This is a genomic window from Mycobacterium sp. (assembly GCF_052144515.1).
Taxonomy (GTDB): domain Bacteria; phylum Actinomycetota; class Actinomycetes; order Mycobacteriales; family Mycobacteriaceae; genus Mycobacterium.
On record NZ_JBKQQD010000409.1, the window covers coordinates 1 to 20,624 of the forward strand.

Here is a 20,624-nt window from a genome sequence, read left to right on the forward strand (position 1 = left end):
CGGACCCGACCGCCAGGCAGTACCAGCACCTCGACCAACAATGCCGTCCACCACACACCACTTCGGGCACACCAACCACACCGGCAACCCGCCCCGCAGAGGGCACTACATCAGCAGCGTCCTAGCGCCGACGACATTCCTGCGTGGGCATTCGAGGATTGGGAGCGCGCGTAGTAGTCGGTGTCCCAAGACCGAGGACACGTCAGAAAGCATGGGCCGCACAAGCCGCGCAGTGTGGCGCGTTGTGCCCAAAGATCGACGAGGAGCTGGATGACGTGACGGTTGACGCACTCGACTCGGTGACGGCGGACGCGAACGGTGACCCGGCCCAAAGACGCTAGAGCACCAACGCTTTGGTAGACCGGCTCAACGCCGGCGAACCATACGCCGTCGCGTTGGGTGGCCAGGGCAGCGCCTGGCTGGAAACGCTCGAGGAACTGGTGTTGTCAGCGGGCATCGAGGTCGAGCTGGCGAGGCTGCTCGCCGCGGCCGAATCGATGTTGGAGCCGGTCGCCCGGGAAGTGGTCGTGGTCCGCCCCATCGGCTTTGACCCGCTGCGATGGTGCGCGCCCTGGCCGCCGAGGAGCCGGTCCCCGGCGCCGACCAGCTGATGTCGGCGGCATGCTCGCTGCCCGGTGTGCTGCTCAGCCAGGTCGCCGCGATGCGCGCATTGATCAGCCAGGGGATGGATTTCGCCGCCGCTCCACCCGCCGCGGTCGCCGGCCACTCCCAGGGTGTGCTGGCCGTCGAAGCACTGCGTGCCGCCGGTGCCAGGGACGTCGAGCTGCTTGCGCTGGCGCAGCTGATCGGCGCTGCCGCCACGCTGGTGGCCCGGCGGCGCGGGATCGCGATGCTCGGCGACCCTTCGCCGATGGTCTCGGTCACCAACGCCGACACCAACCGAATTGCCGCACTCCTCTGCGAATTCGGCAAGGACGTGCGGACCGTACCACCGCCGACGCTGTCGATCCGTAACGGTCGGCGCTCGGCCGTCATCGCCGGCACCCCAGAACAGCTGACCCGTTTCGAGCTGCACTGCCAGCAGATCGCCGAGGCCGAGGCCGCCGAGCGCAAGAATAAGTTGCGCGGCGGCGCGGTGTTCAACCCGACATTCGAACCGGTGCGCGTCGATGTCGGCTTCTACTCGCCGCGGCTGGCCGACGCGGTCATAACTGATCGACGGCTGGGCCGCCACGATCGGCTTGGACGCCGAGTTGGCCCACGAGATGGCCCACGAGATGGCCAAAGCCATCCTCGTGCACCCCGTCGACTGGGTGAATCAGGTGGCCGCCCTGCATGATTCGGGCGTGCGCTGGATCCTGGACCTGGGTCCCGGCGACATCCTGACCCGGCTGACCGCACCGGTGATCCGTGGTCTCGGCATCGGAATTGTGCCCGCGGCAACCCGCGGCGGCCAACGCAACCTGTTCACCGCCGGGGCGTTGCCCGAAGTGGCCAAGCCGTGGTCGAGCTACGCGCCCACCGTCGTGACCCTGCCCGACGGCACGGTGAAGCTGGAGACGAAATTCACCCGGCTCACCGGGCGCTCGCCGATCCTCCTGGCGGGCATGACGCCCACCACCGTCGACGCCAAGATTGTGGCCGGCGCGGCCAACGCCGGTCCCTGGACCGAGCTGGCCGGCGGCGGTCAGGTCACCGAGCAGATCTTCGCCCGCCGCATCGCCGAGCTCACCACGCTGCTCGAACCGGGCCGCGCGATCCAGTTCAACGCACTGTTCCTCGACCCGTATCTGTGGAAGCTGCAGATCGGCGGAAAGCGGTTGGTGCAGAAAGCCCGCCAGTCCGGTGCCCCGATTGACGGCCTGGTGATCAGCGCCGGCATCCCCGATCTCGAGCAGGCCGTCGAGCTGATCGACGAGCTGAACGGCATCGGTATCAGCCATGTGGTGTTCAAGCCCGGCACCGTCGAGCGATCCGCGCGGTCATCCGCATCGCCGCGGAGGTGCCCACCAAGCCGGTGATCGTGCAGATCGAGGGCGGCCGTGCCGGCGGCCACCACTCCTGGGAAGACCTCGACGACCTGCTGCTGGCCACCTACTCCGAGCTTCGGTCGCGGCCGAACATCACCATCTGTGCCGGCGGGGGCATCGGCACACCGGAGCGCGCCGCCGAATACCTGTCCGGACGCTGGTCGTCCTCCCACGGCTACCAGCCGATGCCGATCGACGGCATCCTGGTCGGCACCGCGGCGATGGCCACCAAGGAGGCCACCACATCGGAGTCGGTCAAGCGGATGCTGGTCGAAACCAACGGCACCGATCAATGGATCGGCGCCGGAAAGGCCCAGGGCGGCATGGCATCGAGCCGCAGCCAGCTGGGCGCCGATATCCACGAAATCGACAACTCCGCGTCCCGCTGCGGCCGGCTGCTCGACCAGGTCGCCGGCGATGCCGAGGCGGTCGTCGCGCGCCGCGACGAGATCATCGCCGCGATGGCCCGCACCGCCAAACCGCATTTCGGCGACGTTGCCCAGATGACCTATCTGCAGTGGTTGCAGCGCTACATCGAGCTGACGATCAGCGATGGAAATTCAACGGCCGACACCGCATCGACGAACACCCCATGGCTGGACATCTCCTGGCGTGACCGATTCGAGCGGATGCTGAAGCATGCCGAATCCCGTTTGCACCCAAATGAGTTCGGTCCGATCGAGACGCTGTTCACCGACCAGCAATTGCTCGAGCGCCCGAATGAGGCCATCGCGGCCCTACTCGAGCGCTACCTCGACGCCGAGACCGTCCAGTTACACCCGGCCGATGTGGGTAGATGTCCTCCCAGCGGTCGAGGACAAGACAGTCGACGCCGTACTGCGCAAGCTTCGTTGCCGCGGTGATCCCGGTTGGCCCCGCGCCGACGATCACCACCGGGACGAAGTTAGGGATGGCATTCATGAGTACCTCACCACGTTGCGTTGCGTGCCGAGATCGATCTTGCCGTCGTCGGTTCCGATGGCGGCCTCGACGACATCGCCGTCATGCAAGTACTTCGTGTTCTTGGCCTGGCCGGCGAAGAACATCTTCCACTTGACGTCGTCCGGCAGTAGACCCACGAGCTTCTGCACCGCCTTCGGCGGCGCAGACAGCGCGGTCCCGACCGGGGTGCCGGCGATCACCAGGTCGCCCGCGGACAGCTCCTGGAACCGCGCCAGTACCGCAAGGGCCTGCACGGGCCGATAGATCATGTCACCGTCGACCGTGCCCCAATAGGTGGCCCGACGCTGAATCGCTTCGGCGCGGCGCTGGGCAGCGTAGAGCTCTGGGATCCGTCGCGAACCGATCTTCGAGTTGAGGCCGATGTGCTGCGCGGTGATAGACCTATTTGCCGAACGTAGATGAGCGCATTGATTTTCTTGTCTCCGAGGCTTTCTCGATACCTGATAACTTCCATCCTCGGGACGCGCAGTGGCCTCCTCAAATGTTGACATGCACTGTGCGATGGCGCTTCCAGGAAGGCGCAAAGCAATACAGTTGAAAAACCGAGCGATTCAGAGGAAATATTCTTGCTTTCGCCGTCATGTCGCTGTGGTGACAGGACGACCCCGACACGGCTCTTGCGAGGAGCGCGCCCGAATGGTCAGACTCCTGCGGGGTGATTCAGTCAGATGTTCGCGCTGGCTGACGAACTGAAGCTGAGTGCGCTGCCGAGCACGCGTTGCTCGATGAGTTCAGCGCCTCGAGCAACGCCTCCGGTAGCTGCGAAGCCCGTCGCGACCCGCCGTGCGCCGTCTGTCATGGTCATCGCCTGTCGGACCTTGGCCGACAGGCGAGCCGCGGTCAGCTTTTTGGCCGGCAGACGTGTTCCGCAGCGCGCCACTTCCACCCGCCGAGCGACCTCGAATTGGTCCCGCCCAAACGGCACCACGCACACCGGAACGCCTCGGGCAAGGGCCTTTTGGGTCCCGCCCATGCCACCGTGGGTGATAGCGCACACCGCCCGGTCCAATACGGGGCCGTGCGGTACGAACCGGACTACGGTCGCATTCGGTGTCGGCGCGATGTCGCTTGGTAGCCCGGCGGGTAGTGTCGCGACGACATGTACCGGCGCGTCCGCGAGCGCGGTTATCGCGGTCTTGACAAGCTTTTCATCGGCCTGCTGTTGCGATGACGTCGTGACAAGGACGATCGGCCGCTCAATCGCCGTGAGCCAGTCGGGGACGGTATCCATGGCCGGTTCGAACATGCAGGGGCCGATCATCTGTACGGCATCGCCCCAATCAGTCTGCGGATACTCGAACGGCTTGCCGCTCGCCACCAGCATCAGGGGGGCCCGTCGCATGAACTCGTCCGCCGAAGCGACCGGCGGCGCACCGGCGCTCGCCCGAATCTTGTTGCCTGCCGGCAACACCGTCCGCTCCATCATGCCGATCGCGATGGGCCGCAGCGCGGCGTCACGGACCCTGCCAAGCACACCGGGCAGTGGAGCCAGACCCAGCCCGAAAGGGGGCACTCCAGGTGATTGCAGGGCAGGCGTGTAGGGGGAGAAACATGCCCACGGGGTGTCACGAGCGTCCGCCACCGACAGGGCGCCCCAGCAATTGACGTCGACGAGCAACGCGTCGGGGCGCGTTCGATCGACCGCGTCGGCGAAGTCGGCGACTTCATACGCGGCGCGTCGGCAGAAGACGTCGACCGCCCTCTTCAGCGCACCGCGAGGATTCGAAGCCTTCCAGTCATCGTTGACGATCGCCTCGATTCGCGGATCGATGATGTCGGTGGTGAAACCCAGCTTTCGGCCCATCTCCACACCCGTGGACAGCGTACGCAGGTGAATTTCGTAGCCGCGGGCGGACAGCTCCAGCAGTAGGGCGCTGAACGGGAACAGATGGCCGAGAGCCGGCGAGGTGTAAGCCAATATTCTTGCCATTGATTTTCACATCTTCTGGGTGCGGGATAAGCATCGGGTGTCTCACATTCTTTCCGACGAACGGTTTTCGTGTCAGTACCGCTGGCCACCATATGCATTGGGTGGCAACCGCTACTCGCAAAAGTGTCATGGCAGGCGGCGGTCATCATGGCTGGCGAATGGTGCTGGCACCCAAAGTAAATGGCAGGCAGTGGTACCGACAGCCGACGACTCATAAGCGACACTGTGGATATGTGGGCAACAACCCTAGTCAGGCGTCGCTGCAACGGTTTCCCCGTTCGCACAGCGGCATTCAACCAGGGGTAACGCCGATGTGTAGCGCAGTTATCGTGCTGTCGCTGCTAGCGGCGATCGACCCGGTCCGGATCGGGATCACGGCGCTCTTGATTTCCCGGCCAAGGCCCATGCGCAATCTCCTTGCCTTCTGGCTCGGCGGCATGGCGGCGGGGATTGGGGCGGCGCTGGCCATACTGCTCTTTCTGCGCGGTGTGACGGTTTCCGTAATGAGAGTGGTGGTTTCGGCCACCCGCAGCCCTATTATGAGTTACCTGCAGGTCGCGATCGGTGTGTTGGCGGTGTCATTCGCCGCCCTGCTGGTGGCGCGCTTCTGGTCGCGCCAGCGTCCACCCGTGCCGGTGACCGCTGGTGAATCCTCCGTCCTTCTCCTGGAGCCGAATACACCATCCGAATCCACCCGACCGTCGATCCGCGGCCGGCTGGCGGGCGGATCGTTGTTGGTGGCGTTCGTCGCCGGCGTCGCCTTGGCAACACCGCCCGTCGAATACATGGCGGCGATCCTCGCCATTGTGGCCTCCGAACCCGCTGCGGCGGCGCAATTCTGCGCCGCCCTCGTGTTCACCGTCGTGGCGTTCACGGTCGTCGAGGTCCCGCTTATCACCTATCTCACCGCGCCGGCGCAGACGCTGGCGGTGGTGCGGCGGATGAACGAATGGATAAGCGAGCGACGCCAGGCCATCCCCGCGGTGGTCTTTGGTGCGGTCGGTGCGCTACTGCTGATCTCCGGCATGGGCAAGGTCTGATTGCCGAAAATTTGAGCCGCCCTCGCCGGCTCTCCGGTCTCCCCCGCTTTCGGACATGGTGGCCAACTCGGCGTCCCTGTTGGTCGTGATGGGCGTAACTCAGCTATTACTCACAAGCAGTATCCGTGCCCCAGACATGATTTGCCGCGGGCTATAGTGAAACGTCCCACGCTGTAATGGTTCTCGGCTGTCCGGTCTTTCTTGCGCCGTAGCAAGCGCTATCATATCCGCGACCACCGCGGCAGAGAGCGGACCCGCTTGCACCGCTCGCACTTCGCGATAGTGTCCCGATGCCTGCGGCACGAGAGCATGACTTCACCGCAGCAGTGGTTTCGTGCCGCCCATCTGGCTGGTTTCTTGCAGCGCCACAACATAATCGGCCGAAAGATCTTGAGCGCGAGAACACAGTCGCACGGCAAGTCGAATTTCAGCTTGTCCAGAACCGCTGTGTCCGGCCCGCTTTGGCTGCCGTTTCTCATCCCAGCGCCTCGTTGGTCCGCCGCTTTGGCATGCCGGGGCCGCGCTGGGGGTCGGAGATGGTCACGGTGAGCGGAGCGCCGCTGACCCGGACCTCGAACCGCTTCTCGAAGGCCAGCGCCTCCGGCCGGATGACCACCGCTTGGGCGGCAAGGCGCTGCGCTGGCCTGCGCGCTGTCAGTTGGCCCATAGCAACACGATCCACGGCTCGCTCGTCGCGCTCATAACCTATCCCATCTCGGACGCCAACCATGGTGTTAAGGGTCGGCTGTCGACCCCTTCGATGTCATCAACGCTGGCGTCTATTAGCGGATCTGGGCAACCTCAGTGCCGGCATACTCGCCAGCTGCAATCGTCTAGAGCGCTCAAGTTTGCGTGCGACGAATTCCAGTTGCGACCGAAACTTTCCGGAGCAGCTGCACTTCGGCGATGCGCGCGAAGGCGTAGGCGCGGCGTGTTCGACGATCGGGATGTCCGCAAAGATGAGTTTCCGAGAGGATGTCGGGCTCCCCAGCCACAGCGGCAGGCTGGCGGGCACCGGCAGCGCAGCGGCGGGGGCTGGATCGGTCTGGAATTGACCGATCGGCCGCTTATTGCCGGTCCACCAGCGCGCCAAGTCGACAGGAAATTGTCAGGTGCAGAGCTTGCGCTACTTGGCTTCCATTGCGTAGGCCTTCTGGCCGAGGCCTGCCAGATGTTGGGGCTGATCGGTGGGGTCGCTGACATGGGACCGTTCGCGCAGACGCGAGACCCATTTCGGGGCCCACCAGTTCATCCGCCCCATCACGTGCATGAACGCCGGCACGAGCAGCATGCGTACCAGAGTCGCGTCGGACAGCACCGCCAGCGTCAGCCCGACCCCGAACATCCGCATGAACGACACCTGCGCAGCGATCAGCGCGGCGAAAGAGATCGACATGACCAACGCGGCGGCGGTAATGACGCGCCCCGTTCTGGCCAGGCCGAGCGCCACGGCGTGGTCGTTGTCGGCCGCCGTCCGGTTGGACGTGAGCCAGAATTCGTAGATCCGCGACACCAGGAACACCTCGTAGTCCATCGACAAGCCGAACGCGATGCAGAACAACACGACCGGCATGGTGAGCACCAGTGTCCCGGTGGCGGTGGTCCCCAATCCGCCGAGGTGGCCGTCCTGGAAGATCCACACGAGTGCGCCGAACGACGCGGTCAGCGATAAGCCACTGAGCAGCAACGTTTTCAACGGCAATACCACACTGCCGGTCAGTCGGAACATCACCACGAAAGTGATCAGGGCGATGGCGCTCAGGACGAGGGACAACCGGGAGGTGATGGCGCCGGCGGTATCGCGGTTCACCTGAGCCGCCCCGGTGATCAGGACCTGCCGACCGCCCGTACCGGCAACCGCGTGTATCCGGTCCAGCTGCGCGTTGGAAGCCGCGGAGAAAAGGGGCGCGCTGCTCGCCACGGTGAGAAACGCGCTGTCGTCGGCGACACCCGCTGCGGCCGTCGGCGGACCGACAAGGGCGCCGGCGACGAACGTGCCGGCCGGTGCCGAAACCGACGGCACATCGGGCACCGTCGACAGCTGAGCGGCGTAGGCGTCCAACGCCTTTGGCGTGACGCCGCGAACGTCCGGAATGACCACGGTCAGGCTGGTCGCCACGTCGGCGGTGAATCCGGTGCGCAGCTGATCGCCGACCTGGCGCGCCGTGTTCGAGGTCGGCAACACGCGATCGTCCGGGATGCCCCACTTCATTCCGAACAACGGCATGCCCAGCGCGACCAGCAGGGCGGCGAGGGCAAGCCCGAGCGGCACCGCCCGGCGCATCACGAAATGGGCCAACCGGTAGAAGAATGTCTGCTCGACGGGGCGAGGAGCGCGCCTGAACCGGCGCGAATCCAATCGCGGGCCCAGCACCGCGATCGCCGCGGGCGTCACCACGATCGCCGCAGCGACCGCGAGGGCCACCACCGCGATTGCGGCGTATGCGAACGACTTCAGGAACGGCATCGGGAAAAGCATCAGTGCCGACATGGACAGCGAAATGGTCATCGCCGAGAAGAGCACGCTCCGCCCGGCACTGGTCATCGTGCGGACGAGCGCGGCGTCCCGCTCGGTACCGCTGTCGATCTCGTCCCGGAACCGGCTCAGGATCAGCAAGGTGTAGTCGATCGCCAACGCGAGCCCCATTGCCAGCAACAGGTTCAGCGCGAAGATCGTAACGTCGGTCACGCAGGCCAGCGCACGCAGGACCGCCATCGAACCGAATATCGCGATACCGCCGACCGCCAACGGAATTGCCGCCGCCAGGAACCCACCGAACACCCACACCAGCACTAGGAAGCTCACCGGAACCGCGATGGTTTCCATCACCTTCAGGTCTTTTCGGGTCTGGCTGGTGATCTGCGCATCGGTCATGGCCTGCCCGCCGGCACGCACCGTCACACCGTCACGGCTGTGAACGACCTGGCCGCTGAGCGTCTCCGCGTGCGGGCCCGCTGCGTTGCTACCGCCGGTGATGCTGGCGACGATCAGACCGACCTTGCCATCTTTGCTGATCAGCGCCGCCGACGCCGACGGTGGTGCCGTCCAGGGCGAGGTCACGCGCGCCACGTAGGGCGAGTTGCCAAGCTGGCGCACAATGTCGGTGCCGACCCGCTCTGCGGCGCCGCTCTTGATGCCGTCGTCGGAGCTGACGGTGATCAGCAACTGGGTGTCGCCCTGGTTGAACCTGGTCGCCAACATGTTCGTCGCCCGCGTCGATTCCGCGTTCGGATCCTGAAAGCCACCCGCGGACAAGCTGTGCGTGACCGGCAGGCCGAACACCGCCGTCGCCACCATGGCGAACAGCGCAAGCGCCATGATCCGCCGCGGCGCGCGGATTCCCAGTCGAGCGAGCCGCTCCAAGGCATTCAAAAGCGAAGCACCGCACCTTCGATGGTGAGGCCTGGGCCGAAAGTCAAGAGCACACCGTGCTCTCCGCGGCGCGGCTTGTCGACTCGCAGAATGTTTTCCAGCACGAGCAGCACCGTGGCCGAGGCGCAGTTTCCGGCGTTGGCAAGAACGTCCCAGCTCGCCCGCAGCTGCTCCGGCCGCAATCCCAGTTGCTTGCCCAGCTTGCGGACGATCTTCGGGCCACCGGGATGGATTCCCCAGTGGGCGACGTCATCCGCGGAAAGTCCCAGCGGCGTGAGAAGTTTGGCGAGGAAGCCGTCGATGTTCTCCTCGAGAACCGCGGGCACACCGGCGGCCAGGGTCATCCAGAACGACCGGTTGCCGATGTTCAAGCTCATCATCGTGTGCTGGTCGTACAGCTGCTCGGTGTGCGTGCGCAGGAACTGGATTCCGGCGCCGTCGGGAGCCGAGCCCAGCAGCATCGACACGCTGGCGTCGCCGAACAGCGCCTGCGTGATGAGCGCTTCCACCGGGTCCTCGCCGGGCATCAGGCTTTCGCGGATGTGCGCGGAGCTCAGTTCGGTGTTATTGCAGATCACCAGCTCATCGGGTCGGGTGGTGACACTGTCCATGGCGACCTTGATGACGTTGAGCGCCGCGTAGCAGCCCATGTGACCGATGAAGGTGCGACGCAGATCCGACCGCAGCCCAAGCTCTTTGGCGAGCAGCAGGTCGGGGCCGGGGTTGACGTACCCGGTCGAGCAGGCCATGACGAAGCTGCCGATCCGCTGCGTGTCGAAATCACCGATCGCTTCTTTGACGGAACGCGAGGCGACGTCCATGACCGCGTCACTGTGGGCTGCCATCCGATCGCCGGTGAGCAGGCCAGCGGCCTCGGGCAGGTGGTCCGGGTCCCACATGATGTGGCGTTTCTTGACCTTTGTCGATTCGACTATTCGCTTCACGAACGGTACCGACGACATGCGCTCGAAGAGCTGCCAGGTCTCCTCCTGGGTCACCTCGAACGGCGGATGCGCGGACGCGATGCCCAGCAGCGTCGGCCGGCTGCGCGTCGCGCTCGCGGTCAGGTGCGCTGGAGACGACGCGTCAAAGGGATCTGCTCGATACATTGGTTTCTGCTCCTTCTCGCTCTACCCGACCAACCGGCTGTTCCGGGCGCGCCGTGCCAGCGCTGACCGCGCCTGGAGAAGTTCTCCGTTGGCCGCCTGAACCAACAACCTTGCGGCCGTGACCTTTTTGGGCGCAGACAATTGCCCCGTCTGCCATTGGTTGAGCGCCTCGCGCCGGCGAAGCTTTCCACTGCTGGTTCGGGGCAATGTTCCCGGTACCAGCAGCTCCACATGCGCGGGGCTGATGCCGGTGTGCTGTTCAACGCGCGATGCGACCTCTTGTGCCAAGCTCGCAGTGGCGTCGGGGGTCGTTTCGACCAGCATGGCCAGCGCCTCGTCTTCCTCACCCGGCGTCACGAAGCCAACCGCGACGGCGCATCCGGTACGAACGCCCGGCAGGCCGTCCAACGCCGCCTCGAACTCCTCGGGGGCGTGGTTGGCGCCGCGGACGATGACAATGTCCTTCTGCCGTCCACACACATAGAGCTCGCCGTCGTGGGTGAACCCGCGGTCGCCTGTGTGCAGCCAACCGTCGTGCAGCGCCTGATCGGTGAGGTCGGGGCGGCCGAAGTAGCCGGCCATGATGCTGGGACCCGAAACGAAGATATGACCGACATGCGCATCTGGCAACGCGACTCCATGGTCGTCGCGTATCTCAACCCCCATGCCGGCCAGCGGACGGCCAACGCTGACAATCTCTTTGCCGCCTGGTGCGATTACCCCTTCGGCGGCCAGTTTGTCGCCGTCCACACCCAGCGTTTTGAAGGACGTACCCGCCGGCTTGAAAGTCACGGCCAACGACGCCTCCGCCATGCCATAGCAAGGCGTGAGCGACGAAGGGCGAAAACCCCAACGCCCGAAGCGCTCACTGAACTGCCGCTGCGTTTCGGCGCTGACCGCCTCGGCGCCATTGAGGCAGATGCTCCATGAGGAGAGGTCCACACCCTCGAGTTCTTCGTCATCTATGCGCTTGAGGCACAGGCCGAAAGCGAAGCTGGGCGCTGCCGTGATGGTCCCCCGGTGCCGTGAGATGGCTCGCAGCCACGCGCCGGGTACCGCAACGAAAAGCTCCGGAGGAAGCAAGACGACCTTCGCAGGAACATAGAAGGCACTGAGAAGATTTCCGATCAATCCCATGTCGTGGTAAAGCGGCAGCCAAGTAACGCCGACGGGCCGCGTCCCGTCTGCGGTCATGTAGTGCTCGAGCGTCGCGAGATTCGCGAGCAGGTTCGCGTGGGTCAGAGCCACCGGCTTGGGATCGTTGGTCGTCCCTGACGAGAACTGGATCACTGCAATGTCGTCGGTGGCGACTTCCACGGCGTCGGAGATGGGACCGCCCAGGCTGGAGGCCGTTACGCAGCCGAGCGCAGGAGCCGAGTTCAAAACGGCCACCCCCAGAAAGCGCCGAATGCGTTCGTCGGTCACCACCAAGGCAGCATTGACCGCCTTGAGCATGGCCGTCGTCCTGCGGTGGAACTCATCGAGTTTTCCCAGCCGCAACGGCGGATAAAGGGGAACCGGGATCGCGCCGGCGCAGAGCACGCCGAAGAAGCATTCGACGAACTCCGGGCAGGTAGGCAGGACCAGGGCTACCCGGTCCCCCCTGCGCACCCCACGGCGCACCAAATCCCCGGCAACAGAAAGTGCCTGCTCGCGTATGCGGGCGAACGGGACGTCCTGGTCTTGCTCCTTGCGGTTCACGAAAACCAGACCCAGCTCGGACTGTGCTGCCGCGTCTAGCATCTCGATCAGCGTGGCGCCCTTCGGCTGGATTGCGGGTGCCCCTCTCATGACTGCTCAGCTATGCGAGCAATCACAAGGTTTGCCAGATCGCCGACGGTGCGGAGCTCGTCAGCATCCTCTTCCTGCAATTCGATGTCGTAGTATTCCTCGATCTTGAAGACAACCGACATGAACCTGAGCGAGTCCAGACCCACATCGGCGATATTCGAGTCCGCCGTGATGTCGGCCTGTTTTGCTTCAGCCTTGACCAGGTCAATGATCTTCAGGGCGACAATCGCGAGGATTGCGAGTTCTTGGGATGACGTTGTCATGGACTGAAGTCTTGTCTGTGGGGCCCGGAAAAGCCTCCCTGCCAACGCGAATCGTTCGTACTGGCTAGCACAACCTTGTGGCGATCGTGATTTGGTGAAAGATGCTGTAACGCAGCAACTGCGGCCGATTCGTCGCTACGGAGAAGTTCGCATTCGACAGCCGCGGCGTGAACACCCCTCTGGGGCGGCCCACTAAAGGGTAGCTATGGCATGTACACGCCGTGGGCGCCAAGCCTGGGCCGGTTCGAGCAGCATCTGCGCTTCCTGCTGCTTCTCCGGAGCGTCGTCGTCGAACGGGCGGCCGGCGGGCCGCTCGTAGAGCTGCCGCCCACCGGCGATCGCCGCGGCGAGCCGACGTTGGCCGGCCAGGATGCGCGTGGCCACACATTGCTCATAGGCCTGCCGCTGGTGCGGATCGAGCGATGCAAGGAACGCTTGGGGGTGCGCCAACGCAATCTGCGCAGACACGGGCGCAAAGCCGAGGCTGGTCACCAGGCCCGCTTTGAGCGGGAATTTCGCACCCAGCCGCAGCGTCTCACGCGGCCACCCGAAGTGGGCCGAGGAGGCCAGCTCGTCGTCGAGGCAGTCCAGGCTGCGGTTGGGCGGGATTACGCCGTCGCGCAGTATTTGGCACAATCCGATCAGCTGGTACGCGGCCGCACCGCCCCGGGTTACGAAACTTCAGAAACCCCAGAAAGTTTGCAACCGTGTGTTTCCCGCGGGCCCGAAACGGAACGCCACCAGCGCTGCGCCGATCCCGGGCGGTCTTACTTCGGCCACCGAGCGAGGCAGTTCACTCGCCTCGCCGCGCCATCATTTTGGTAACCCCCAAGGCACCGGTTTCGTCGGTGCCCGGGTGAGACACCAGCACGTAGCCAGCGCAGCCCCAGATCACCGGCAGGGCGGTCAACAGGCCGTACATTGCTGCCATGGTCTCACCTCCTGATAGATCCAAGGCCTCAGCACCTTGATGCCTCAAGGATCGGCTTCTGGGATGGAGATATCGCCGTGGCTGGCACCCATCCGGGGGCCCCACCAATGGGAATGTTCGCCTACCCGCCAGTGGGTATGGCGGCGGCCTGGCCGCCCGACCGGGCTCCCTAGCCGGTAAAGACGGTACCGCCGGGAATGTCGCCGGACAGCCCGGCGCTGCCGGCGTCAGCGCGACCACCGCGTAAGCGGTCCCCTTGGAATTTCGATTGCCGGGCCGATTCTGCGGCACCCGTCGCGGCCACGCCGCAGACTATGCCCAGGTTGGCGAGCAACGCAATGCTCAGCAAGATGCCGATCGCCGCCGACCACGGGTTCCCGACGTCGATCTCATTGAAAAGAATGACCCAAATCGTTTCGGCCACAAGCACTGTTTCGACGATGATGAAAACCGCGGCCAGCGCGATTGCGCGCTTCACGGTGCCGACCGTTTCGGCTCGGCCGCCGCTGCCGGTTTTGCGCTGATGATCGACACGTCAGTCTTCCTCTCACGGCTGTCCGAGGTGCCGCTGTCGATGAGCTGCCCCCTGGAACGCGTTCGCCTGACACCCACGTAGCGCGGCCACGCTTTACGTGATGAGTCTGACCGAACTAATCACCTACGCACATTGCGGCTAGCGGTCAATCATGGTTCGCGGTGCCTACAGGGAGCAAAGCCGCCACAATTCGCAGTCGTGGTACAAACCTGGATGCTGGCGGGTATGCAAGACTCCGGTTGACAGGGAGGCGTTGGCGGGGGTTGCAGACGAGACTTCCTGGCAACGCTTCAAATCAAGCGTTACCTGGCATTGGTCGCGCGATCGTTTCGCGTTCGCCGTAATCCAGGAGTTGCAGTATCCGATGCATGATGTCACAAGCAACAAGCACTCACTGACTTTCGCATGCCCATCGTTTCGGCGGGACCCGTGCTGCGGCTCCTATCACCCTGTGTCGCTTCAGACTACGACGCTGGTGACCATGATACTGATTCTCATCCTCATACTGTGTTGGTGACGGCTTCAAAGACACCCGTGGATTGCTGGTTCATCACCGATTCACCGCGGCTAACCATTTCCGATTCACTGTCTGAATTCCTGGCGTAAGACGTTCTGACACATAGCTTTTGCGCTGCGTATGTCGACGGCTGGCCGAGCCGCGCCAATCATGCTCTGCCGATAGCGAGAATGATTGTCACCCAAGTTATTTCGATACGCCTTCCGGCTACCAAGTAGCGCGTGGCCCCTGCGGACCCGTAGACGAAACTCAGGCTGGCATTGAAGACTCCCGTCCCGCCGACCGTCATTCTCGATGTGATGCGGGTTACACAAAGGAGGTGGGACGTGTCGCGAAACGATTTGATAACAAGGCGATCGGCACGGGTCTTCAATTCGCAGAGGCAGGTAACCATGACGGCGCGCCCGCGCCCGCGTGGCGGCGCCCGCGCGGTGATTCAGGGGGTGGCGCGTGCCGCGATGGTGCAGGCGCAGGAGGCGGCGCTGTTGCTGTCGGTAGCCGCCACGGTGCCGCTACGCCTCGCCCGTGGTGCTGAACCCGCAAGTGTGTCGCCGCACGTAAAAGCGAACCCAACGCTTGCAACGCATCCAGTGCTGTTAGTTCACGGGTTCGGGGGGCCAAGTCGAGTTGGAACTTGGTCGCCCAAGCCCTAAGTGTCCAGGGCTTAACCGTCGACGCCATGGCCTACGCGCCGGTCGGAAACTCGGTCGAGGAGCTCGCTGATCAACTGGTCGCTCATACCGAGACGACGTTGTCTCGAACCGGCGCAGCAAAGGTGCATCTGGTCGGACACAGTCTGGGCGGTGTCATCATCGCGCAAGCCATCCTCGACCCTCGCTTGAACGGGCGAGTCGACACGGTCATCACGCTGGGCTCCCCGTTTGGCGGGTCGCCCTGGGCCGGTCTGCTGCCGTTAGTCGAGATGGTGCGGGCGCTGCGACCGGGCTCGCCACTGTTGCGCCGGCTCGCATCCACGCCATTGCCTGACGGCGTGCGGTGGCTATCGGTGACGGCCGCACTCGACATCATCGTGCCCGGCATGCGCTCGGTGCCATCCCACGCCCAGGTGGAAACCATCACGGTCGATGGCGTCGGGCATCTCGGGATGCTCCTGAGTCGTCGGGTTATCGGCTTCGTTGCCGCCGCGTTGTGCGCACACGGGACGGCCAGCGCCGCTGACCCGGCGATGTGTCTGTTGCCAAGCGCCTCTTGACAACTCCGACCCGGACGCGCAACCACTAGCTGGTGCGGAAATCAGCTTGCGGTCTTTTCCCGCAGGAAAGCAATGTCGTCTTTGCGGCCCTCGTCGGCGGTTTCACAGATAACCGGCGCATCGGCGGCTTTGACCACCGCGACGAGCAGCTCTGGATCGATCTGACCGGTGCCGAGATTGGCGTGCCGGTCGGCACCCGAACCGGCGGCATCCCTCGAGTCGTTGCAGTGCACCAGGTCGATGCGGCCGGTCAGGGCCTTGATGCGGTCGACGGCGTCGATCAGCGCCTCACCCGCGGCCCACGCGTGGCAGGTGTCTAGGCAGAAGCCAATGCCCTTGTCGCCGATGTGATCCCACAACCTGCCAATGGTGTCGAAGTGGCGGGCCATCGCGTGGTCTCCGCCCGCGGTGTTTTCCAGGTAGATCGCAACGTCGGTTTCCAGGTATTCGAGGGCCTTGCGCCAGCGCTGGAAACCCTCGTCGAGGTCGTTGTCGTCGGCGACGTGACCGCCGTGCACGATCACCGCGGCCGCGCCGATGTCGGCCGCCGCGTTGCACGTGTCCTGCAGGATCTTGCGCGACGGGATCCGCACGCGATTGTTCGCCGACGCGACGTTGATCAGGTACGGCGCGTGCACGTATATCGGGAGGGCCGCGGCTTTCAGGACGGCGGCGTCCTCGCGCGGCTTGGGCGCCTTCCAGCTCTGCGGGTTGCCGAGGAAAATTTGCACGACGTCAGCGCCCTCGGCCTGGGCTGCGGCCAGCGGATCGGTCGGGCTGACATGGGAACCGATGAGCACGCCGGCCAGTCTAGTAGTCCCCGCCCACCCCGGCTCACAACCTCGGGCGCCGGCGATGGAGATCAGTGACCTGCTGGAAGGCGTGCCGGCCTGGATGAGCAACTGCTCGGCGAATTCGCGGCCGATGAACTGGACGCCGAGCGGAGTTCCCCGCCGCGTGACTCCTGCCGGAAGACAGATCGCAGGGTCGCCGCTCACGTTGAAGGGCGCGGTAGGCGCTGCCAACCTGGCGTAGAACGATGCGTCCTGTCCGAGGTCCCGCATGGCCTGCAGCGTCGGAGATCCAAAACCGCAGCTGGGCATCAGCACGATTTCCACGTCTTGAAACACCCGACGCAGAGATCCGGTGAATTCGAGGCGCTCGGGCGGGCGGGGGCTTTTGCGTCTGCCCGCGCTACAAACTAGCGGTAATCGCTGTACCCGTAGTCGTCCAGCGGAACCGCGGCACCGGTGGCCTGACCGAAGTCCGGACTGTAGTACTGATCCTCGTACGACGGGATCGTGTACGCCGCAGCGCGGGCTTCCTCGGTCGGCTGCACCTGAATGTTCCGGTAGCGGTTGATACCGGTACCGGCCGGGATCAGCTTTCCGATGATCACGTTCTCCTTCAGACCTTGCAGCTTGTCGCTGCGGCAGTTGATCGCCGCATCGGTCAGCACACGCGTGGTCTCCTGGAACGACGCCGCGCTCAGCCACGAGTCGGTGGCCAGCGACGCCTTCGTGATACCCATCAGCACCGGACGGCCTGCCGCGGGCTCGCCGCCCTCGGCCACCACTCGGCGGTTCGCGGCCTCGAATTCCGCACGGTCGATCAGTGAGCCGGGCAGGAACTCCGTCGCACCCGAGTCGATGATGGTGACCCGGCGCAGCATCTGCCGAACGATCACCTCAATGTGCTTGTCGTGGATCGACACACCCTGAGCGCGGTAGACCTCCTGGGTCTCCCGGACGAGGTGGATCTGCACCTGACGGGGGCCTTGGACCCGCAGCACCTCGTGTGGGTCGGCGGAGCCTTCCATCAGCTGCTGGCCCACCTCGACGTGGTCACCGTCGGAGAGCACCCGCTCGGAACCATCTTCGTGCTTGAAGACACGCAACCGCTGCCGCTTGGACAGCTTGTCGTACACGACTTCCTCGCCACCGTCGTCGGGAACGACTGTGATCTTGTAGAAGCGCTCGCCGTCCTCGAGCTGGACCCGCCCGGTGACGTCGGCGATCGGCGCCTTGCCACGCGGCACCCGGGCCTCGAACAGCTCCTGGACACGCGGCAGACCGCCGGTGATGTCCTCACCGACACCACCCTGGTGGAAGGTGCGCATGGTCAGCTGTGTGCCCGGCTCGCCGATGGACTGGGCCGCCACGATACCGACGGCTTCGCCGATGTCGACCAGCTTGCCGGTGGCCATCGACCGCCCGTAGCAGGTCGCGCACACACCGGTGCCGGTGGTACACGTCAGCACCGAGCGCACCTTGATCTGCGTGATGCCCGCCGCCAGCAACGCATCGATCGACGGGTCACCCAGGTCTTCACCGCGCGCGACGACGACGTTGCCGGCCTCGTCGACCGCGTCGGTACCCAAAGTCCGTGCGTACGCTGACGTTTCGATGTACGGGTCACGGATCAGCGTGCCGTCGGGCTGACGCTCGGCCAGCTCCACGACGATGCCGCGCTCGGTCTGGCAGTCGTGCTCGCGGACGATGACGTCCTGGCTCACGTCCACCAGACGACGGGTCAGGTACCCGGAGTCGGCGGTACGCAACGCGGTGTCCGCCAAGCCCTTTCGGGCGCCGTGGGTGTTGATGAAGTACTCCAGCACGGTCAGGCCCTCACGGAACGACGACTTGACCGGGCGCGGGATGAACTCACCCTTCGGGTTGGTCACCAAGCCCTTCATGCCGGCCAGGGTGCGGGTCTGGGTGAAGTTACCCGTAGCGCCCGAGTCGACGATCGTGATGATCGGGTTGTCGACCGGGTAGTGGTCCCGCAGCGCCTGACCCACCTCGTCGGTGGCTTCCTTCCAGATCTCCACCAGCGCCTCGTTGCGCTCGTCGTGGTTCAAAGCGCCACGCTGGAACTGCTTTTCGACCTTCTCGGCCCGCTCCTCGTAGTGGTCGAGGATCTCCTTCTTGCGCGGCGGGACCAGCACGTCGGCCATCGAGACCGTGACACCACTGCGGGTCGCCCAGTAGAAGCCGGTGTCCTTGAGCTTGTCGACGGTCTGCGCGACCACGATCATCGGGTAGCGCTCGGCCAGGTCGTTGATGATGGCGGCCTGCACCTTCTTGTGCATCTGCTTGTTCACGAACGAGTAGCCCAGCGGCAAAAGCTCATTGAACATCACCCGGCCCAGTGTGGTCTCGGCCATCCAGGCATCGCCCGGCTGCCAGCCGTTGCGGCCGAACAACTCGGTCTCGATCTCGGCGGGCGGACGTAGCTGGGTCAGCCGCACCTTGATCTTGGACCGTACCGAGAGCACACCGCGGTCGACCGCCATGATCGCTTCGGCCGGCGAGGAGTACACGCCCGTCTCGGGGCTGTCCTTGGCGGGCGCGGTGTATTCGCCGGTGTCGCCGTCGACCTCGGTGGTCAGGAAGTACAACCCGGTCACCATGTCCAGTCGCGGCATGGCCAGTGGGCGGCCCGATGCCGGCGACAGGATGTTGTTGGACGACAGCATCAGAATGCGGGCCTCGGCCTGCGCCTCGGCGGACAGCGGCAGGTGCACCGCCATCTGGTCACCGTCGAAGTCGGCGTTGAACGCCTCACAGACCAGGGGGTGCAGCTGAATGGCCTTGCCCTCCACCAGCATTGGCTCGAAGGCCTGGATACCCAGCCGGTGCAGGGTGGGCGCGCGGTTCAGCAGCACCGGGTGCTCGGCGATGACCTCTTCGAGCACATCCCACACCTGGGGACGCTGGCGCTCCACCATCCGCTTGGCGCTCTTGATGTTCTGCGCGTGGTTGAGGTCCACCAGCCGCTTCATCACGAACGGCTTGAACAGCTCCAGCGCCATCAGCTTGGGCAGACCGCACTGGTGCAGCTTGAGCTGCGGGCCGACCACGATGACCGAACGGCCGGAGTAGTCGACACGCTTACCGAGCAGGTTCTGACGGAACCGGCCCTGCTTGCCCTTGAGCAGATCGCTCAGCGACTTCAGCGGACGGTTGCCCGGCCCGGTGACCGGCCGGCCGCGGCGGCCGTTGTCGAACAGCGCGTCCACGGACTCCTGCAACATCCGCTTCTCGTTGTTGACGATGATCTCGGGCGCACCGAGGTCGATCAGCCTCTTGAGGCGGTTGTTGCGGTTGATCACGCGGCGGTACAGGTCGTTGAGGTCGCTGGTGGCGAACCGACCACCGTCGAGCTGCACCATCGGCCGCAACTCCGGCGGGATCACCGGGACGGCGTCGAGGACCATGCCCATCGGCGAGTTGCCCGACTGCTGGAAGGCCGCGACCACCTTGAGCCGCTTCAGTGCACGAAGCTTCTTCTGCCCCTTGCCGCTTCGGATGACCTCACGCAGTGACTCGGCCTCGGCGTCGATGTCGAAGTTCTCGATCAGCTTCTGAATCGACTCCGCGCCCATGGCGCCGGTGAAGTACTCGCCGTAACGGTCGATGAGCTCGCGGTAGAGGTTCTCGTCGACGATCAGCTGCTTGGGAGCCAGCTTGGTGAAGGTGTTCCAGATGTCCTCCAGCCGGTCCAGCTCACGCTGCGCGCGGTCGCGGAGCTGGCGCATCTCCCGCTCACCGCCATCGCGAACCTTGCGCCGGGCATCGGCTTTCGCGCCCTCGGCCTCCAGCTCGGCCAGGTCGGCCTCCAGCTTCTGCGCCCGGGCCTCCAGCTCGGCGTCACGCTGATCCTCAACACCCTTGCGCTCCACCAGTATTTCGGCCTCTAGCGTCGACAGCTCGTTGTGCCGCATCTCCTCGTCGACCGCGGTGATGACATACGCGGCGAAGTAGATGATCTTTTCGAGATCCTTGGGGGCCAGGTCGAGCAGGTAGCCGAGCCGGCTCGGCACACCCTTGAAGTACCAGATGTGCGTGACGGGTGCGGCCAACTCGATGTGACCCATCCGCTCGCGGCGCACCTTGGCGCGGGTCACCTCGACGCCGCAGCGCTCACAGATGATGCCCTTGAAGCGCACCCGCTTGTACTTGCCGC

General features: G+C 64.8%; 11 protein-coding genes and 6 pseudogenes. 3 read left to right on the plus strand and 14 right to left on the minus strand.

Going from position 1 to position 20,624, the window contains the following annotated elements:
* Nucleotides 1-341: 341 nt before the first annotated feature.
* A pseudogene (locus tag ACLP9N_RS27205) lies at nt 342-2,782 on the plus strand (fatty acid synthase subunit beta domain-containing protein); the annotation flags it as partial.
* Between the two features lies 1 nt (nt 2,783).
* On the opposite strand, the pseudogene ACLP9N_RS27210 reads toward ACLP9N_RS27205, so the two are convergent.
* The 3 genes and pseudogenes from ACLP9N_RS27210 to ACLP9N_RS27220 all read right to left on the minus strand — a co-directional run.
* Nucleotides 2,784-2,912, minus strand: a pseudogene (locus ACLP9N_RS27210) (FAD-dependent monooxygenase); the annotation flags it as partial.
* Nucleotides 2,909-3,214 (minus strand): annotated as a pseudogene (locus ACLP9N_RS27215) (fumarylacetoacetate hydrolase family protein); the annotation flags it as partial. The pseudogenes ACLP9N_RS27210 and ACLP9N_RS27215, both read right to left, overlap by 4 nt.
* Nucleotides 3,215-3,618: 404 nt before the next feature.
* Nucleotides 3,619-4,884, minus strand: a complete 1,266-nt coding sequence (locus tag ACLP9N_RS27220) for a glycosyltransferase (protein ID WP_442410286.1) — start codon at nt 4,882-4,884, stop codon at nt 3,619-3,621.
* A gap of 311 nt (nt 4,885-5,195) precedes the next feature.
* Here ACLP9N_RS27220 and ACLP9N_RS27225 point away from each other — a divergent pair, with 311 nt between their 5' ends.
* Nucleotides 5,196-5,924 (plus strand): GAP family protein, encoded by a 729-nt coding sequence (locus ACLP9N_RS27225; RefSeq protein ID WP_442410287.1) that lies wholly within the window; start codon nt 5,196-5,198, stop codon nt 5,922-5,924.
* A 475-nt stretch (nt 5,925-6,399) separates the two neighbouring features.
* Here the strand turns inward: ACLP9N_RS27225 and ACLP9N_RS27230 are convergent, their stop codons facing one another.
* The 8 genes and pseudogenes from ACLP9N_RS27230 to ACLP9N_RS27265 all read right to left on the minus strand — a co-directional run bounded on the left by ACLP9N_RS27230 (nt 6,400) and on the right by ACLP9N_RS27265 (nt 13,869).
* Nucleotides 6,400-6,591, minus strand: coding sequence for a hypothetical protein (locus ACLP9N_RS27230; protein ID WP_442410288.1), 192 nt, complete (start codon nt 6,589-6,591; stop codon nt 6,400-6,402).
* Nucleotides 6,592-7,050: 459 nt separating this feature from the next.
* A complete protein-coding gene (locus ACLP9N_RS27235) occupies nt 7,051-9,243 on the minus strand; it encodes an MMPL family transporter (protein ID WP_442410296.1) in 2,193 nt (730 codons plus the stop codon).
* A 50-nt stretch (nt 9,244-9,293) separates the two neighbouring features.
* A complete protein-coding gene (locus ACLP9N_RS27240) occupies nt 9,294-10,406 on the minus strand; it encodes a type III polyketide synthase (RefSeq protein ID WP_442410289.1) in 1,113 nt (370 codons plus the stop codon).
* 21 nt (nt 10,407-10,427) lie between these two features.
* On the minus strand, nt 10,428-12,197 hold the full coding sequence (locus ACLP9N_RS27245) for an AMP-binding protein (RefSeq protein WP_442410290.1): 1,770 nt from the start codon (nt 12,195-12,197) through the stop codon (nt 10,428-10,430).
* Nucleotides 12,194-12,460, minus strand: coding sequence for an acyl carrier protein (locus tag ACLP9N_RS27250; protein ID WP_442410291.1), 267 nt, complete (start codon nt 12,458-12,460; stop codon nt 12,194-12,196). The genes ACLP9N_RS27245 and ACLP9N_RS27250 overlap by 4 nt, the downstream gene beginning before the upstream one ends.
* 203 nt (nt 12,461-12,663) lie before the next feature.
* Nucleotides 12,664-13,129, minus strand: a pseudogene (locus ACLP9N_RS27255) (hypothetical protein); the annotation flags it as partial.
* A 124-nt stretch (nt 13,130-13,253) separates the two neighbouring features.
* On the minus strand, nt 13,254-13,391 hold the full coding sequence (locus ACLP9N_RS27260) for a hypothetical protein (protein ID WP_442410292.1): 138 nt from the start codon (nt 13,389-13,391) through the stop codon (nt 13,254-13,256).
* Between the two features lie 169 nt (nt 13,392-13,560).
* A complete protein-coding gene (locus ACLP9N_RS27265) occupies nt 13,561-13,869 on the minus strand; it encodes a hypothetical protein (RefSeq protein WP_442410293.1) in 309 nt (102 codons plus the stop codon).
* A gap of 1,196 nt (nt 13,870-15,065) precedes the next feature.
* Here ACLP9N_RS27265 and ACLP9N_RS27270 point away from each other — a divergent pair.
* Nucleotides 15,066-15,656: pseudogene (locus ACLP9N_RS27270) on the plus strand (esterase/lipase family protein); the annotation flags it as partial.
* Nucleotides 15,657-15,697: 41 nt separating this feature from the next.
* Here ACLP9N_RS27270 and ACLP9N_RS27275 read toward each other — a convergent pair.
* The 3 genes and pseudogenes from ACLP9N_RS27275 to ACLP9N_RS27285 all read right to left on the minus strand — a co-directional run.
* Nucleotides 15,698-16,456, minus strand: a complete 759-nt coding sequence (locus tag ACLP9N_RS27275; RefSeq protein WP_442410294.1) for a deoxyribonuclease IV — start codon at nt 16,454-16,456, stop codon at nt 15,698-15,700.
* A gap of 34 nt (nt 16,457-16,490) precedes the next feature.
* Nucleotides 16,491-16,816 (minus strand): annotated as a pseudogene (locus ACLP9N_RS27280) (amidase family protein); the annotation flags it as partial.
* Nucleotides 16,817-16,857: 41 nt separating this feature from the next.
* Nucleotides 16,858-20,624 (minus strand): DNA-directed RNA polymerase subunit beta' (locus ACLP9N_RS27285; RefSeq protein WP_442410295.1); only part of this gene is annotated, 3,767 nt, incomplete at its 5' end.

Excerpts from the sequence above, each read along its gene's own strand:
- ACLP9N_RS27245 (WP_442410290.1), bottom strand. The coding sequence starts at position 12,197 with ATGAGAGGGGCACCCGCAATCCAGCCGAAGGGCGCCACGCTGATCGAG.
- ACLP9N_RS27250 (WP_442410291.1), bottom strand. The coding sequence starts at position 12,460 with ATGACAACGTCATCCCAAGAACTCGCAATCCTCGCGATTGTCGCCCTG.
- ACLP9N_RS27260 (WP_442410292.1), bottom strand. The coding sequence starts at position 13,391 with ATGGCAGCAATGTACGGCCTGTTGACCGCCCTGCCGGTGATCTGGGGC.
- ACLP9N_RS27225 (WP_442410287.1), top strand. The coding sequence starts at position 5,196 with ATGTGTAGCGCAGTTATCGTGCTGTCGCTGCTAGCGGCGATCGACCCG.
- ACLP9N_RS27240 (WP_442410289.1), bottom strand. The coding sequence starts at position 10,406 with ATGTATCGAGCAGATCCCTTTGACGCGTCGTCTCCAGCGCACCTGACC.
- ACLP9N_RS27235 (WP_442410296.1), bottom strand. The coding sequence starts at position 9,243 with ATGGCGCTTGCGCTGTTCGCCATGGTGGCGACGGCGGTGTTCGGCCTG.
- ACLP9N_RS27220 (WP_442410286.1), bottom strand. The coding sequence starts at position 4,884 with ATGGCAAGAATATTGGCTTACACCTCGCCGGCTCTCGGCCATCTGTTC.
- ACLP9N_RS27230 (WP_442410288.1), bottom strand. The coding sequence starts at position 6,591 with ATGGGCCAACTGACAGCGCGCAGGCCAGCGCAGCGCCTTGCCGCCCAA.